Origin of the sequence: Nostoc sp., from assembly GCF_036917975.1 — a bacterium.
Lineage (GTDB): Bacteria > Cyanobacteriota > Cyanobacteriia > Cyanobacteriales > Nostocaceae > Nostoc.
Genome location: NZ_JBALEJ010000023.1, coordinates 1 through 16,799, shown reverse-complemented (window position 1 = coordinate 16,799; position 16,799 = coordinate 1). Strand labels below are relative to the sequence as shown.

The following is a 16,799-nucleotide window of genomic DNA, read 5'->3' as shown; positions in this document are numbered from 1 at the left end:
ACTAAACCTCGTCTAACTTGAGAACTGTAGTTTTTTACCATGCGGGAACGCTAAGAGCGAATGTCGCAATGACACAACAGAATAATTCAAAACTCCAGGTTTCAACATGGACGAGGTTTACATGTTAAAAATAAAATTTATTTTTATCAGAAATATTGCCACAGATGCTATTACAATCTGAGGTAAAACTTATTCATTTATCAAATAATCTTCTGATTCTTTAATTTTTCCCTATTTCTACTTATCGTAGCTTTCTGGTATACCCACCGGTGATAAACCTGCGATCGCTCGTAAATTTTGGCAACGAATCAACTCGGTAAAATTGAAACTGGCACGCCCTTCAATTTTGGCTACCGCTTCAATTGCAGATAATAGGTGTTGTGCTGCTTCAGCTTCCGAATAACCGCGTCGCTGTGCTATTTTAATTGCAGCAGCATCGGCATTTAACTCTGACTCTTGAGATTTATTAGTACGCCAGATCCGAAAAGCAGCGATCGCACTTAATCCCCCAGCTACAGCTACACCCACTACATCTGACTGTGCTGCTTCCAAGAATCCGCCTAATAACCCGGCTAACACCGCACCTTGATAAATATCGGGTTTAAACCACTTTACCCCCGTTAACCAGCTAACCATCTGCAATAGCAGCAAGTCTCGTTGCGGCTTTGTCAAGCGACGCCACAAATCGAAATTAATATATATCGGTCGCGCCTGATTCCAGGGTTGGGGAAAGGAGGCGTCAATCACTTTTGCCTGTTCTGGCTTACTAACAAGTTTTGTCGTCATCCGACCAGAAGCAGGCATCACATCTAACAAACGGCGAATTTCAACATTTGGCTCCATAAGTTTAATTATTAGCCATAATGTGCATAGTAACTAGCTATGTAAAAAATAAACTTTTCGTGTTAACCTTTGATTTGTGAGATGCGATCGCGGTCTTATCAGGAGTCAGAATTCAGAATACTCCACCCAGAAAGGGATAGAGTTTTAAGGCGAGAATATTTAATACTAGTTTCGCTTAACTCCGAGCGGGGTTTTAACCAATATTCATTACCCAGCCGTATAGAATTTAACCCTGAATTCTGGCTTCTGACTCCTGAATTCTGACTTGATAAAAATATTGATTAAGCAGTTTGATCGTGTGGCGGAATTCTATAGTATCCCTTTGCCGCCCAATTCAAAACCTCAAAGTTTTGGATCACCATTGAGACTACACTTGTAACTACATGGATGCTTTTGCTCCCCTCCCACCTGAATGGACAAATCAGGCAGTACATGCATACAATTTTTGCTGTCCTAACTGCCACTCAAGTAGCCTAGAAGCTGAAAAAGTTTGGCTAAATCGGCGATCGCCTGTACTTACAGAAGACCGTCGTCGCAAATGGCAAGAGTTCTACTACTGTCACTGTGGTTCTGTGTGGTGGGCTTGGAGTAGCGATCGCCCCCCAAAAGATATATCCAATCAGTCAGATTATAATCCCACATAAGCTAACACAGCTAATTTTCGTCCTAAACAAAACCCCACCTTGAGGTGGGGTTTTGTTTATCTAATTCTGAGCTTGAGATTTTATCACCAATTTTAGAAGGTGAAGGTAGTACGTAGAGTACCGACATATTCAGTATCGTTATTGTTGTTGTTCTCTGGATTGAAAATTACCAACAAACCAGGTGTGACTTGAATATTATCGGAAACCTTGTATTTATAAAGACCCTCTAAGTGATAAGAGGTACCAGAGTCAAAAGGACTATTTGTTGTTACGCTGCCACCAGTAACTTTGGGTGCTTGACCAAAGATAATACCTAAAACGTTGCCTTCTTTGCCAAAGTCTCTCAAAGCAAGTGTTGCACCATAGTACCAAATCTCTGCATTTTGACTAGGGCCACTAAGAGTAGATGCAGTTGTGTAACCTCCCCAACCACTAAGAACCAATTTAGGGCTAAATTGGAAGCTAGCCTCTACACCGTAATTGTTGGATTCAGCGCGAATACCAGCCACAGTCCCAAAGGGGCTGTTAGCAAAAGTGCTACCTGTACCTTGGAAGAAGCTGTTAGCAGCATTGCCAGCTAGGTAGGTGTGGGCATAGGTCAGACCAAGATTGAAGGCTTTGTTGGGTTGGAAAGATAACTGTCCGAAGATAGTGCTATCACCATTGAATAGCCCGTTATTAGCGGCGGGATTATTAGCACCAAAGGCATTAATGATAGTACCGTTGTTACTACTCTGTGCTAAATAAGCACCACTCAAGCTAATAGGACCTTTAGGATTTAAAGTCACAGTCAAACCAGCACCATTTTGACCTTGACGGTAGATGGGGCTGAAACGTCCATACCGAGAGATAGCACCTGTAGCACTGCTCCTAAAGTCAGGATTGAAAACGTTGACGTTTTCGTATAGCTCACTATCGCTAGCATCAACTTTGACGCGTACTGCATCCTTAAGGTTGAAAGCATAGTTGATTTTATCTATGCTAACGCTGTTGTCGGAAGGATTTGTGTCATAGCCCAAACGGGTCATGTTAGTACCGGTCACACCACTATTACTGATGGTATTCCCAGCAGTTAACCGAATTTGCAACTGGTCTGTACCAGCGAAACTGCTGTATAAGTTTAAACGCACTCGGTCAGAGAAAACAGTGTTAGAGTTCAAGGGAGTATTTGAAGGAGCTTGGTTGGATCTAGCAGCTGTGTTACCACCAAAAGCGTCAGACACGCTGAAAATTGCTTCCCCAACCAACTTGGTGGTAGTCGAGAATTGATGAGCTTCCAACTCAGAAGTGCGGGCTTCTAAACCATCTACACGACCGCGCAGGGTTGCTAGTTCAGCAGCATATTCTTCTTGTAAGCGCTGTAAAGTAGCTAAATCTTGTTTGCTAACCAAATCGGCTGTAGCTGTAGCAATCAATTCGTTAACCCGGTCTAAACAGGCATTCAAACCTGCGGCAAATTCGTAACGGGTTAAAGCACGGTTCCCACGATAAGTACTGTTGGGATAACCTGCAATACAGCCGTAGCGCTCAACCAAGGATTGTAAAGCTTGGAATGCCCAATCTGTGGGCTGTACGTCCGAAAATTGCGAAACTGATGTTACCTGCTCAATATTATTAGCATCTTGAGCTTCAGATAACTGGGAAACATTTGTTTCGTTGACTTCAGCAGCTAAAGCACTATTCGCAGCGAAAAATGCAGCAGCTAGAACAACCGGACTAACCTTGAAAAGATTCCAGAATCGTTTTGTCATGTTATTTACTCTCACTCACACCTACTAATCCAATCACGGTGAAATGCTTAAAGCACTTTACTTTCAGGAATTTTACACACAATCACAGCCACGATTATACCTTTATCCTGGGAGAAATACAAGTCATTTAATATAGTGCGGAACTATAATTTTTAATTAATTTATTTGGTAAGCGCAAAATAATGCGGCGTTTGTGACGTAAGACTGTTCCTTCTTCCTCCAACTGTTGTAGGAGTCGGGTAACTGTTACTCGCGTAGTATTTAACACTTCAGCAATATCTTGATGGGTAACATTTAGATCAATTAATTTGCCTTTATCTATATCACGTCCAAATTTTTCACTTAACCATACCAAAAACTGCCATAGACGTAGCGAAATTGGTTTGCGATGCACAATACTTAGTAGATCCTCTGCCTGTTGAATGTGAGACAACAAGGCATTAATCTCTTGATGCCACAGATGAGGTGGCACAATACTTACTTCCACGCCAGTGAGGCATTCAATGTGGTAGGGCTTGACCTTAGACAAAGGATAGCCAATCAGATCCCCTAGTCCCCAATAGCCGAGAGTGATGAATGTTCCATCTTCACTCCATGTTAAGGTACGAACTGCACCATGCTCAATACGCCAAAGTACATCATTTTGAGGTGGAATTACTTCCCTACGGGTAAATATCTGCTGGGGTAATTGTCCTCTGAATGCAGAACTATTTGACACGGCAGAAGAGTTTGCAGTAGAACTTGTGGAAGACATATATTAACCATAAATTCAAAATTATCAGGGAATCTTGCTACTTCTAATAATTAAGAAACTCTAATAATTTGCATCAAAATCTACCTGTATTATATATGAAAGTTTATTCTTCTCAATTAGAGCTAGAAACTAAATCCAAATCTTCTGATACCAACAACTTCTTATTTGGGGTATCTATCAGTGAGATAGAACCGGAATTTTTAGTTATTCATTTTTTACTTTAATTGTGCAAGTTTAAGAAAAGGTAAGCTTTTAGTAAAATATTTAGTTAAATAGCTGTAATATTTTGGTATTTTCTGAAGACTAAGTAAGTATGTAGGCACTGGATTCAGAACCCCGACTTCTTGAAGAAGTCGGGGTTCTGGGCAGCATGTCAATTAAGAACGTTGACCGGTGACAATATATGCTACCCTTTGACCGATATTAGTGGCATGATCTGCCATACGTTCCAGACAACGAATTGCTAGTGCTAATAGTACAATTGGCTCGACAACACCAGGCACATCTCGTTGTTGGGCTAAAGTCTGATAAACGCGATCATAGGCATCATCTACAGTATCATCTAAATGCTTTAAACGACGACCACCTGCTTCATCGAAATCTCCCAAAGCCTTTAAGCTGGTTGCTAGCATCGCCTGGGCGTGAAGGGACATAGCTTCAATGTCGGGCATTGACGTATGAGGCGCATAAGGAAAAATTTTAATCGCAATCTCAGCCAAATCTTCAGCATAATCGCCAATGCGCTCTAAGTCTCGCACCAACTGCATAAAAGCACTTAAACAGCGCAAATCTGGAACCGTAGGCGCTTGCAGCGTCATAATCGCCGTACAGTCTGACTCGATTTGTCTATAAAAGCGATCGATTTTTTTATCTAATCTGGGAAGTTCTTCAGCTGCTGTTAAGTTACGAGCAAATAACGCTTGGTGGCTGAGGCGAAACGATTGTTCTACCAAGGCACCCATGCGTAATACATCCCGTTCTAAGCGCCTAATGGCGCGTGCTAGTTGTGGTCTTTGAGGATTGGGAGTATAATCGATGGCTTTCACACTTGTTGTCTCAAAGGTGAAGATATTACTAACTATAGTCTTGGCTTAGGGAGTTTGCCATCACTTCAGGAAATTGGAGCTGCATCCACGCACCACCGGTTTCTGGATGGTTCATCGCTTTGATTGAACCACCGTGGGCGATGAGAATTTGCTCAACGATCGCTAATCCTAATCCATTACCAACGATCGCCCCAATAGAGTTACTATCTTGAGAGGAATGGGTTCGGGCTTTATCTCCTCGATAAAATCGCTCAAAAACATGGGGTAAATCTGCCTCGGAAAACCCGACTCCAGAATCAATCAGATTTATTTCCAGGATTTGGGAAACAGCATCGCTCTCATTATTATCTGTTGAGCGGATTTTTGCTTGGACGTGAATGCTTGTATCAGGAGGACTGTACTTAATGCTGTTGTCTAGCAAGTTGAGAAAAACCTGGTAAATCCTGGCTTTATCTGCCTTAATCCAAATATTTTCGGGGCCAGAATAAGAAAAAGACAGATTTTGACGCCCTGCCAAGGGTTCTAGTGTTTCCCAAACAGATGTAATTAGCGATCGCAATTCTACAGCTTTGGCTTGCAATTGGATATTTGGGTTTGCTTCCATTTGGGTAAGGTCTAACCAGCTTTGCACTAAGTTAATCAGCCGATCAACTTCCTGCATCAAACGGTTAACCCAACGATTTAAAGGTGGTTCTAAGCGGTTTTGTAAAGTTTCTACAACTAAGCGAATCGAAGTTAGCGGCGTTCTCAGTTCATGTGCTAAATCAGAAAAAGAGCGATCGCGTACTTGATTTATATCTAATAGGGGTTGACGATTTTCCAAAAATACTCCCACTTGTCCATTGGGTAAAGGCAAGCTAGAAGCCCGCAAAGCCAGAGATTTAATTGTTGCCATCTCTGCTGCATCATCACAAGATGGATGAAATATCCATTCTCCCATCTGTGGTTTTTGCAAATCACGAGTTTGCTCAATTAAATGGTCGAGTTCATAAGACCGTACCAACTCCAATAACAAGCGCACCTGTTCTGGTTGCCACCTTTGTAGATACAAAATTTCCTGCGCCTGTCGATTGCACCACAGCAGTTGATTTTCCTCATCCACCTGCAAATATCCCACTGGTGCAAAATCTAGCAGGTCTTGGTAAGTTTGCAACGACTGCTGTAAATCTTGCCGCTGCTGCTTCACCATCGCTATTTCTTGCCGCAAACCAGGAATCAACAGCAGTCCCATCTTGGAAGAATGGGAGGTTAACGGTCGGAGTAAGCGCCCCAGGTAGCGGTTAAGTTGAACCTGTTGCCAAACCCAAAACCCAATGCCTACCGCTAAACCCAGAAAAAATCCCAATAAAAGCATTTGAGTTGTTAGTTTCTTGCTGACTACTAAAAACTAACAACTATCGCAACTAATTATCCAAACCTATAGCCAAAACCTCGTACAGTCACAATATATTCGGGATGGCTGGGGTCTTGCTCTAATTTTTCGCGCAACCAGCGAATATGAACGTCTACAGTTTTACTATCGCCGACAAAATCCGGCCCCCAAACCTGATCGAGCAATTGTTCGCGTGACCATACCCGACGGGCGTAACTCATAAACAGTTCCAGCAAGCGAAACTCTTTGGGGGAAAGACTCACTTCTTGACCGCGAACCAGCACGCGACATTCTTGGGGATTCAAGGAGACATCCTTAAATTTTAATACTGGTATTTGGGGCAAATTACTGAGGCGTTGGCGGCGGAGTAAAGCGCGACAACGAGCCACTAATTCACGCATACTAAAGGGTTTAGTCAGATAGTCATCAGCGCCCACCTCTAACCCCAAAACTCGGTCAGTTTCACTACCCTTAGCACTAAGCATTAAAATAGGTACTGGGTTGCCTTGATGACGCAGCAAACGGCAAATATCTAACCCATTGATTTGAGGTAGCATCAAATCAAGAATGACCAGATCGAAGGGAAGTTCCCCTGAATTGGTTTCAAAACTTTTGAGATACTCGATAGCAGACCGCCCATCGGGGGCAGTTATCACCCCATAACCTTCTTCTTCCAGAGCTACAGCTAGCATTTCCTGGATTAATTCTTCATCTTCTACTACTAGAATACGGCTGGTTTGTCCAATGTCCGTTCTAGCAGAGTATTTGGTCGATTCAGTGGTGTACATTGATATCACAAAAGTCTAGGACTGTGCTTGTATCAATTAGGATTAATTGAATCTATTATCTCGCCTTACTGTAACCGCGCTTCTGCTAAGGTTAATTCTTTTAGATTTTCTTTACAAAAAGAAACATACACCACAGCAGTCTCCTAATGGTAAATCACTATGGCTACAAGCTTCTAATAATTTGTCTTGACAAGAGGAGATTCGCTTAGGTATATTTATCTTAGTACAAAAGTACTATTAAGCCTCAAAGGGAAAACTATACCTGAAAAACAGAAGGATACATCTGTGGAAAATTCGTACCCACTTAAGTGTCGTATGTGGATCATTTCAGTATTTCCACTGCGTTAAAAATGTTGATTCCAAGGCTACTCTGATGTCTGCATAGGGTAGTCATTGGTATGGCTTGCTACCCAATAAATCATTTGCCTATTGAAGGGAGTTGAAAGATGACTACAGCTGGAGTCAAGGACAGCAAACAACAACTAATGCAAGCATTTCAACAAATTATTATCCAAAGAAAAAAGCTGGAATCTAAAATAGCAACCAAACAAGAGGAAGCAGAAAAGGCAAAAAGTCAAGAGATTCTACAAGCGGCTTCTGCATATACAGTTGATAGTATTGTCAAAGGCTTGGCTGATTTGCAACTGGAGTTTGGCAGTATTCTTAATGCATTATCTGAAAAGTTAGCTCAAGAAAATTCTAAGTTAGATGAATTGAACCGAGCTATAGAAATTGAAACTCAACGCCTACAAGAACTGCAACAAATCAGAGTTGTTGCAGATACTCTAGATATTTTAAGTCAAGAACACCAAGAAAAATTAAAAATTCTTGAACAAGATACTATTAGTAAAAGGGAAACACTAGAGAAAGAAATTACAATTAGGCGAAAGGAATGCCAAAAAGAGCAAGCAGAGTATGAAGAAAAACTCCAAGCATATAATGAGTTATTAGCCAAAGATCGCCAGCAAGAACAAGAAGAATTTCAGTATAAGTTAGAAACTACTCGTAAACTCAATAGAGACAGCTACGAAGCAATAAAGCGCCAACAACAAAGGGAAATACAAGAAAATTCGCAAAAGAAAGAGAAAGATTGGGCAGAACGAGAAAAAATATTTGCTGAACGCCAACCACTCTTTGCAGATTATGCACAAAAAGTAACTACATTTCCTAACGAACTGGAAGAAGCCGTTAAGAAAGCTAGAGAAGAAGCAATTAAAGAAACAAGCCAAAAAGCTAAAATTGAGGCTGATTTATTTGAAAGAGAATGGGAATCTAACAAACAGAGCTATGAACAAAAAATTCAATCTCTGGAAGAAACAATTAAGAAGCAGTCTGAGCAAATCGAAAGTATTTCTGCTCAATTGCAAACTGCATTAAAACAAGCACAAGACTTAGCTATGAGGGCTTTTGGTAATTCTAATCCTAAATAGTTGTGAGTCTATAGCATCTTAATCATCTTTAATTCCTGAAGAGGAGGTTTGTTGTGGTAGGGAAAAAACCGACTGATAAGAATACTAAAGTAGAAATTCTTCAGGCGTATGAGGAGTTAGCAAAAGAAAAAGCGGCACTGAAATCGGAACTCAATCAAGTTGGCAAAGAAAACCAATCTGGAACTAAAGAACAGCCTAAATTAGAACAGAAAACAGCTATGAATCAGCTTTCTAGTGTCCAACAAAAGATGAATAATACAATTGAAAGCTTGGCGAAGATTCAATTAGGTTTTGGCAGTGCTGCTAATGAATTATCAGAACAGCTAACCACAAAATCCTCTAAGTTAGAAGAAATTAGGCGAACTTTAGAAGAAGAAATTCAACAATTAAGGCAGTTGCACAATTTAGAAATTTCTGATGATATCTTGGATACTCTCATCCAAGCCTATGAAGATAATACTAAAGCTTATCAGGAAGAATATACCCGACGTTCTGAAGTGTTATTTCAAGAAATACTAGAGCAAAGGAATGCTTGGGGAAAAGAACAGGAGGAACAGCAACGGGCGATAAAAGAACGGAATGAAAACTTGAATAAAACTCGACAACGCGATGCTTCAGAGTATAAGTATAATTTAGAACTCCAGCGTCAACTGCAAAATGACGAATACGAACAAGAGCAGAAAGGGCTATATAAGCAACTGGAAGAATTACTACAAGAAACAGAAAAGCAGTGGGCTGAACGGGAGAAAGCGATTTCTGAACGAGAGAAACAATTTGAAGAGTTAAAAGCTAAGGTAGAGGCTTTTCCGAAGGATAAAGAAGCAGCCATCAAAAAAGCTACGGAAGAGGGCAAAGGCATTGCTCACTACCAAGCTAAAATAAAATCAGATTTATATTCTAAGGAAGTGGAAGGGCAAAAGCGTTTCTATGAACAAAGACTGCAATCTCTAGAACAAACTATTACGAATCAAGAAACGCGAATTCAAAATCTTTCTAAGCAACTTGAATCCGCTCTCAAACAAGTTCAGGATTTGGCTGTTAAAGCTATTGAAGGTACTTCAAATGTTAATTCATATCAGGCAATCAAGGAAATAGCTTTAGAACAGGCAAAAACTCAAGCGAAAAATAAGTAAGCTGATTGATTTTTGATGGTAATTGTAGAGACTTAATTGCATTTAAGTCTCTATAGCAATCCTGAGTTATTGGTAATTTATTTCTTGGAAGTCCCCCAATCCCCAATCCTTAACTACAATTCATCCCAAACCACGGGAAAGGAATAATCTGAAAAAGCGGAAAAATCATGATTGTCGCTGCGGGTTTCTTCATCCAGAACTTTGATAACTTTGTTATAGATGTCTTGTGCTTGTTGCGGAGAATCACCGATGCTGGTTAATCCCAACTTGCCAAACTGCGAAAGGCAACCCATAAGATGAAACACTGTGCCCGTTTCTGTACCACTGTCAAAGTGCAGTCTGTGGTGAGCAATGATATCCATCAAATCATTAGGTAATAATCCCTGATAGCGTTCTTTTTGCAGGTTGTCAGTGGCGATGTAGTATTTGGGACGACCTTGCTGACTATAAAATAAACCTGTGGAAAGGTCATAGCGACCGTTCGTTAACAGTTTCAGGGTCATAAATGGATGAGTTGTACCGCCTTTACGTAGGTTTATTTCGATCGCCTGAATATCCCAATCTCCATTACCCTTGTCAACGGCGATAAAATCTACGCCAAATCGCTCTAAAGTGCCTTTCTCTGCTAACTTTCTGCCAACTTGTAGTCCCAATTGCTGTAATTGCAATCGATATCTTTCATCAGCAGGAAAGCGACAACCAAGATAAATCTGACCATCTGGGCCTCCGAGAATTTGGTCGTGGGTTGAAAGGATTTCTACTTCACCTGTGGGTGTAATCCGTCCTTGGACGCTGGGCGATCGCTTAATTTTCCCCTCCACAAATGCTTCAGAAATTGCCCCTAATTCCGGGATTCTACCCGAAAAATTATCCCAAGTCTCTTGTTTTGCTTGAAAGCGCATTGTTGAGAAGCGATCGCTAATTGCTGCTATCCTTTCAGCATGAGTAGCTTTTCCTGGTGCTAAATTCTCAATCGGTCTAAGATCCAGCAAGGCATTCCCCTCTCCAGAAATACCTTCGTTGAGTTTTACCACTACCCGTTGTAATGTCGGTTGTCGTTCCCACAAATCAACGGTAGCCTTTGTCAAACTCGTGTCGTTCCAAACTTTTTCGCTGCCATCTGGATGTGGTACTTCACTTTGGGCGAAGATTTGCCGACTACCACTTTTTGTCCCCCAAATCTGTAAATCTGGTGCAGCAGCATACAGTGGTACACCTAATTTTAAAGATAATTCGCCTTCCCAGTGCGAAGAGTTGTAGCAGATCATGAATGATTTGTCTAGTCTTAAAGATTGATGAATTCGCTCTAGCAAACGGGGACGTTCTAAAATCTTTTGACTAAGAGGCTTAAGGGAAGAATCGTAAGTCGAAAGTAACAGCAAGCGATTGCGAGCATGAGAAAAGGGAATTCCTGGCAACAGTTGCAGATAATAATCAATGATACTCGGATGCAACGGTACTGATGTTATATAAATCAGCCGAGTCCGGGGATTTTGCAATCGAATTAAAGAAAATAGTAATCTTTCTTCATAATGCTCGCAGCCTTCGATCTTTTGGAGTTCGCGCTGGTCGAGACTCAGAGAGGGAATAATTAAAATATCTGCTTCACTATTATCAAATAGCTCGCTAGTTTTCCAGCGATCGCGCAGGGTTAATTGTAAGTGGCGAAACTTTTCAATCTGTTCTAATTCGGAAATATTTAGTGTTGCCATAAATCATCCCTGCCCTCTAATGATCTCAATGTAGCGCACCATGCAAGCTTTTGGAAGATGTAGAGTTGCCGTGTCAAGATTCAGTTAGTTTTGCAAGAAATTTTAGGAATTCTGCAAGGATAAATCAAACTATAGGAACCCGCAGATCCACCACTTATTTAATTTATTTTCAGTCTTAAGGTTGAGCTAATTGCAGCTTACTTTACCTCTAGAGAGCGATAAATTACAGCAACATAATAGTTAACTTGAGAGCAGATGAAAAAAATAAGTTTTTCGTCACATCAGAGTTGGATACTTATTTTTAGTCATGTCAGCTACATACAGTTACTAGAAATAAGTAAGTTTGGTAAACATCCAGGATATAAATGCCTAAAATTACAAATGGCTAGTGAGAGTCAAAGCAAAAACTATACGTAATTAGTCACAGCAAGAAGTAGGGCTTATTGAGAAGAGACTAGCGGATAAGCCCTAGTACGATGGTGGAAAGTCTACTTTGGGTGGAGAACGCCCGAAGGCTAACAAATTGAAAAGTTCCTCAACAGCATTCTTTCCTTGCAATCGCATGGTTTCCAAGAAACTGAACATCATCGCTACCAATTGACCGCCCCAATGACTTCTGGCACCACCACTAACTTTGCGATGGACAACCACTGGTCGCAATGCCCGTTCCGCATCATTATTATCTGGTTTCACCTCTGGATGGGACAGAAAAGTAAACCAATCTGACCAATGCTTGCGGAAACGATTGGCTAAATTCTGGGCATCAGCAGCCCATCCTTTGGAGGGTGGATGATTCAGCACCTCTGCCAGTTGAGCTTCAACCCTGACGCGGTGCTGTGCCAATTGCTCCAAAGTGAGTTGACCGGTGTAAAAATCTTGGTAGGCCAGTCTGGCACTATGGAGAATGGGAAAAACCTGTTGGGCAAACTGTCGATTGGCAGCCAAGTGAGAGGTTTCTAAAGCTTTTAATTCTCTTTCAATGTGAGCCAGACATTTTTGTTTGGCTGCTGCGCCTTGTGGACCGTAAGCCGACCAACAATCACTGCTGAGAATCCCGTCAAAGTCCTCACCCAGCAAGGATTTTACTTCAGCCGAACTGCGGGTAGGCGCTAAAAACAGCACGCAGGCTTCCTTTGATGTGGCTACCCACAGCCAGTAGTTCACCCCATCGAGTCGGTAGCTAGTTTCATCGACGCAACGCACTCCTGGCTGTTGTATCAATTCCCACCACTGCTCATAGCTGGGGTATAGGCTTTGACTAAACCATTGGTGCATTTTCGCCAGGCTTCCCTGAGACATTGGGATGCCGAAAATCGTCTCTACCAAATACCTTTGTTTAGACCAACTCAGATGTCCCCCATAGCCTAGCCATCCCACCAGGCTACTGAGTAAGGCTCCGTAACTGAAATCTTCCCGGCAACCTAGAGGCAAGTCTGCATACCCTTGCCACCCGCAATTAGGACATTCATAAAGCGGCCGCTGATATTCGTTCACTTGTACTGGTTGGCTCACCAACTCGGCGATCTGCGATCGCCTGACTGGGGCTGACTCTACTCTGTCTAACGGGGTACTACAAACTGGACACTGCTCTAAGTTCAGTTCTATTTTATTGTCTACTTGCTCAAAGCCATTCCGAGTTGTCCCTTCATGACCGTATTTCGGCCCTCTCTTCTTCTTGACTTTTGTCTCAAATCCAAAATTTTTCTTCTTGTACCCATCTTGCGACGGCGGTTGGGAGCTATTCTCACTACTCCTGAGATTGAGCTTGTTTAACTTTTCTTTGAGCTGCTCCAACTCTTTCTCTACCTGTCCCAGTTTGGCTTCTAGCTCAACATTTTCTTGCTTCTGTTTCAGGTAGGCTTCATACCAAAAACTTGCCCCCATCTGCTCTGGTTCAAAGTCAGGGGCATTTATTAGGGTGGGCAGTAGTTGGTCGTTAATTGCCATGTTCCTGATAATACAGTCCCTGTCAGTTTTTTGTCCATTCTCATTTAATGTTTCTTATTGCACTGACTAATTACAACTATACCTTGGGTTGAATTTTCGATCCAAGGTTTAGTTTTGAAATGGTGAATGGGAGAGAATGACCCCTTAACAGTGCCCACTTCAATATTCAATTACCAAGACAAAAACTATGGCTAAATCAAAAGAGCAAAAAGAGAAAAAATTACAACCGCCACAGCAACAAGAAGCACCAGGTGTTGAATCAAAAATGACACCAAAACCTAAAGCCGATGATCCTCAGTATCGGGGTAGTGGTAAGTTACAAGATAAAGTAGCATTGATTACGGGTGGAGATAGTGGTATTGGTCGTGCTGTTGCGATCGCATTTGCTAAAGAAGGTGCAGATGTGGCGATCTTTTATCTCAACGAACACGACGATGCCAAAGAAACAAAACATTTGGTAGAACAGCAAGGGCGTCGCGCAGTCACCATTGCAGGTGATATTGGCGATGAAACTTTTTGTCAGCAAGCCATACAGCAAACAGTTGGTGAGTTTGGCAAACTTGATATTCTCGTCAACAACGCCGCCGAACAACATCCGAAAGAAAGTATCGAAGAAATCACCGAAGAACAACTAGAGCGAACTTTCCGCACTAATATATTCTCGATGTTTTTCATGACTAAAGCTGCACTCAAGCATTTACAAGCGGGCAGTTCTATTATCAATACCACATCGGTAACAGCTTATAAAGGTAGCCCACATCTCTTAGATTATTCCTCTACAAAAGGTGCGATCGTTGCCTTTACTCGTTCCCTATCACAAAATTTAGTGTCAAAAAGAATTCGTGTTAATGCTGTCGCGCCAGGGCCAATTTGGACACCTTTAATTCCCTCAACTTTTCCTGAAGAAAAAGTTGAGAATTTTGGAAAGCAAGTACCAATGCAACGAGCCGGACAACCAGAAGAAGTTGCTCCCAGCTACGTATTTTTAGCCTCTGACGATGCTTCTTATATCTCTGGACAAGTGCTACATGTTAATGGTGGAGATGTTATCAATGGGTGAGTAGAATAGTTAGGAGTTATGAGTGAGGAGTTAGGAATTAAGAGTTATAAACAATAGATTTTAAACTTACAACTTTTAACTTATAACTTATAACTCCTAACTCTTAACTTATAACTCCTAACTCTTAACTCTTAACTTATAACTCCTAACTCTTAACTCTACCCTCCTTTTCTTCCATTAGAGGGATGAGTCAATGTTGAAATCTTGATAATCTATCTAGCAGCGTACATTTAAGAAATAATAACTACGTATATGGCATCTCTTACACCACTGCATGGCACAGAATTAGTAGATTGTGCTAGAGCAAATGCCAAGCAAGGAATTGAAACTGCTGCTTATCAATGTGGCTATGGTCAAGACCTCAACAAATTTGCACAAGAACTCAGACAAGCTTGTGAAGAGATGAATTTGCAAGTGAAGGAACTCAGTGGATTGATTACTGAACAGGACTTGATACTAGAATTAGGTAGTGGCGAAATTATTGCTCCAAAGACGGAATCAGAATTGTAAAAGTTAGTCATTGGTCATTGGTCACTGGTCATTAGTGGAGAGGGTGCGATCGCTACTTATCATCATCCTTGCAGAAAATAAGCCCAGACAGTAGCGATCGCACTAAGTACAGCCCACCATGAATGAATCAATTCAAAATGACGCTCGCAGACTCGCTCTAAGCGAAGCCATGCCGAAGGCTTTACGCTGCGCTAACAAAATTCAAAATTAATTCTGAGAGTTTAAATCATTTGTCTCAGTCAAAGTCCCCTTTCTTCAGCCAGTTTGAACCAGGTTGCTGCCTCTAGTCTAGGGAAAATTTGGAATATGCAACATCGCATTTGTAATTTTTATTTGTTAATTGTTAAGACTTGAAATAAATTGAAACCTTTTGTAATGGAATGCGATAGTACAAGGTTTCGGACGCTGATAATTCCTTTCGTCAAGCGTTGCCGTAGCCCTTTCTTAGAAAAGAGAAGCTATCGCATAGCTATTTGCTGGATAGTTTACTTACAACAGAATTACTCAAAAAGTCAACTATATCTTTGCTGTTTGTTGTAACCAAGATATGAATTGACAGTCAAGATGAAGCATATATAAATAATACCTTTTTTAAATCTTTAAATATCACAAATTTTCTTTATGCAATTTTCATATAATTAATAACCATCTGGATAAAAAATATGGGATCATCCTGTAGTTGGTAATTTTCACTTAAAGATCATCAAAACTTTGATGTTCCTTTAAAAAAGGACATATCAGTGTGAATATTTAAACAAAATTCCACAAAGAAGATAGACATAACACCGAGTTCTAGTGTCAAATATGTAGTTAATTAATCCAATAACAATACTTAAACGTAAATATGTAATACTGTTACTTTAGACTACTTAAGTATTTATCTATCTCGATCAAGTTTTGCTTTATCTCAAATTTTATGCACCTGCACATCATGGAGATTAAAAGTTCTAGAAAATGGTGATTTATCATTTTTGATTAAATTCACCAAAACTCAGAAGGTTTATCAAAAGAAAACAAAGATTAGTAAGGACTAATAAGCCCTTCAGGTAATCTTGAGGATTTATTGTTATACGCGTTTTTCTACATTTTCTTATATTATCTCTGCTTTCAAAGAAGATATAGGGAAGTATGTTTTCGCGTCATGCTGTCATGCTATTTTATTTTAATGTTGATACAAGTAAGTAGCAAATGAGTAAATCAAATTAACACAGGAGAATATATATGATAAATAATTTGTATCAGCAATTGAGTGAAATAGTCTCAACACAAATGTTAATAGGCAGACAATGATTTGCTCATAAACATACTTAGGCTATGTTCATCACGCATTTCATCACGCATTTTTTGTTGAAAACATCAAACATAAAACTAATCCCGAATTATTGATTATGGCATTAGTTTTAGAACTATTCTGAGGCATATATCTCAATGAGTGTAAACGATCAACTATCAACAACTGTAATTTCAACACCTACTGCTGCAACACCTCTTCAAGATCCATTGGCTAGCAACAGTCTTGTCTCTCAGGCTAGCGCCAGCGCGCTATCTCAGGGAAATGGGCTGACAGGACAGTACTACGACAACATCGACTTCACCAACCTGAAGCAAACCCGCACAGATCCAACGGTAAACTTTAACTGGGGTGATGGTTCTCCAGATCCTTCCGTGGGTGCAGATACCTTCTCAGTGCGTTGGACAGGTCAGGTAGAAGCCAAGTACAGCGAAACTTACAATTTTTACACCACGGCTGATGATGGTGTGCGGTTGTGGGTGAATGGTCAACAAATCATCAATCAGTTTGTCGATCAA

Annotated in this window: 14 protein-coding genes; 6 read left to right on the top strand and 8 right to left on the bottom strand. The window is 40.8% G+C overall.

All coding sequences use genetic code 11. The features are described 5' to 3' along the window. Nucleotides 1-237: 237 nt before the first annotated feature. Nucleotides 238-843, bottom strand: a complete 606-nt coding sequence (locus tag V7K76_RS08090; protein ID WP_334694393.1) for a DUF3318 domain-containing protein — start codon at nt 841-843, stop codon at nt 238-240. Between the two features lie 383 nt (nt 844-1,226). On the opposite strand from V7K76_RS08090, the gene V7K76_RS08085 reads away from it, so the two are divergent. Beyond that, on the top strand, nt 1,227-1,487 hold the full coding sequence (locus V7K76_RS08085) for a hypothetical protein (protein WP_334706633.1): 261 nt from the start codon (nt 1,227-1,229) through the stop codon (nt 1,485-1,487). Between the two features lie 92 nt (nt 1,488-1,579). Here V7K76_RS08085 and V7K76_RS08080 read toward each other — a convergent pair whose 3' ends face one another. From V7K76_RS08080 to V7K76_RS08060, 5 genes are all read right to left on the bottom strand, one after another. Next, on the bottom strand, nt 1,580-3,238 hold the full coding sequence (locus tag V7K76_RS08080; RefSeq protein WP_334953591.1) for an iron uptake porin: 1,659 nt from the start codon (nt 3,236-3,238) through the stop codon (nt 1,580-1,582). A gap of 127 nt (nt 3,239-3,365) precedes the next feature. Next, nucleotides 3,366-3,992: a Crp/Fnr family transcriptional regulator gene (locus V7K76_RS08075; protein ID WP_334953589.1), complete on the bottom strand. Its 627-nt coding sequence runs from the start codon at nt 3,990-3,992 to the stop codon at nt 3,366-3,368. Between the two features lie 377 nt (nt 3,993-4,369). Then, nucleotides 4,370-5,038, bottom strand: a complete 669-nt coding sequence (phoU, locus tag V7K76_RS08070; RefSeq protein WP_334776815.1) for a phosphate signaling complex protein PhoU — start codon at nt 5,036-5,038, stop codon at nt 4,370-4,372. Between the two features lie 28 nt (nt 5,039-5,066). Continuing rightward, entirely contained in the window at nt 5,067-6,392 is a 1,326-nt protein-coding gene (locus V7K76_RS08065; protein WP_334776816.1) for a sensor histidine kinase, read from the bottom strand. 53 nt (nt 6,393-6,445) lie between these two features. Next, nucleotides 6,446-7,198 carry a winged helix-turn-helix domain-containing protein gene (locus V7K76_RS08060; protein ID WP_179065367.1) on the bottom strand — a complete coding sequence of 251 codons (753 nt, stop codon included), beginning with the start codon at nt 7,196-7,198 and terminating at the stop codon, nt 6,446-6,448. A gap of 446 nt (nt 7,199-7,644) precedes the next feature. On the opposite strand from V7K76_RS08060, the gene V7K76_RS08055 reads away from it, so the two are divergent. Both V7K76_RS08055 and V7K76_RS08050 read left to right on the top strand, forming a co-directional pair. Next, nucleotides 7,645-8,628 carry a hypothetical protein gene (locus V7K76_RS08055; RefSeq protein WP_334776818.1) on the top strand — a complete coding sequence of 328 codons (984 nt, stop codon included), beginning with the start codon at nt 7,645-7,647 and terminating at the stop codon, nt 8,626-8,628. A 53-nt stretch (nt 8,629-8,681) separates the two neighbouring features. Continuing rightward, a complete protein-coding gene (locus V7K76_RS08050) occupies nt 8,682-9,761 on the top strand; it encodes a hypothetical protein (RefSeq protein WP_334953585.1) in 1,080 nt (359 codons plus the stop codon). A 113-nt stretch (nt 9,762-9,874) separates the two neighbouring features. On the opposite strand, the gene V7K76_RS08045 is transcribed toward V7K76_RS08050, so the two are convergent. After that, the gene (locus tag V7K76_RS08045) at nt 9,875-11,473 is read right to left on the bottom strand and encodes a peptide ligase PGM1-related protein (RefSeq protein ID WP_334953583.1); all 1,599 of its coding nucleotides are present in this window, start codon (nt 11,471-11,473) and stop codon (nt 9,875-9,877) included. 468 nt (nt 11,474-11,941) lie between these two features. After that, complete coding sequence (gene tnpC / locus V7K76_RS08040) at nt 11,942-13,420, bottom strand: IS66 family transposase (RefSeq protein WP_335029742.1); 1,479 nt, start codon at nt 13,418-13,420, stop codon at nt 11,942-11,944. Nucleotides 13,421-13,607: 187 nt separating this feature from the next. On the opposite strand from tnpC, the gene V7K76_RS08035 reads away from it, so the two are divergent. The 3 genes from V7K76_RS08035 to V7K76_RS08025 form a co-directional block, all read left to right on the top strand. After that, entirely contained in the window at nt 13,608-14,480 is an 873-nt protein-coding gene (locus tag V7K76_RS08035; protein ID WP_334776823.1) for an SDR family oxidoreductase, read from the top strand. A 252-nt stretch (nt 14,481-14,732) separates the two neighbouring features. Beyond that, nucleotides 14,733-14,990, top strand: a complete 258-nt coding sequence (locus tag V7K76_RS08030) for a hypothetical protein (protein ID WP_334776824.1) — start codon at nt 14,733-14,735, stop codon at nt 14,988-14,990. Between the two features lie 1,428 nt (nt 14,991-16,418). Beyond that, on the top strand, nt 16,419-16,799 hold a 381-nt coding region (locus tag V7K76_RS08025; protein WP_334953152.1), incomplete at its 3' end, for a PA14 domain-containing protein.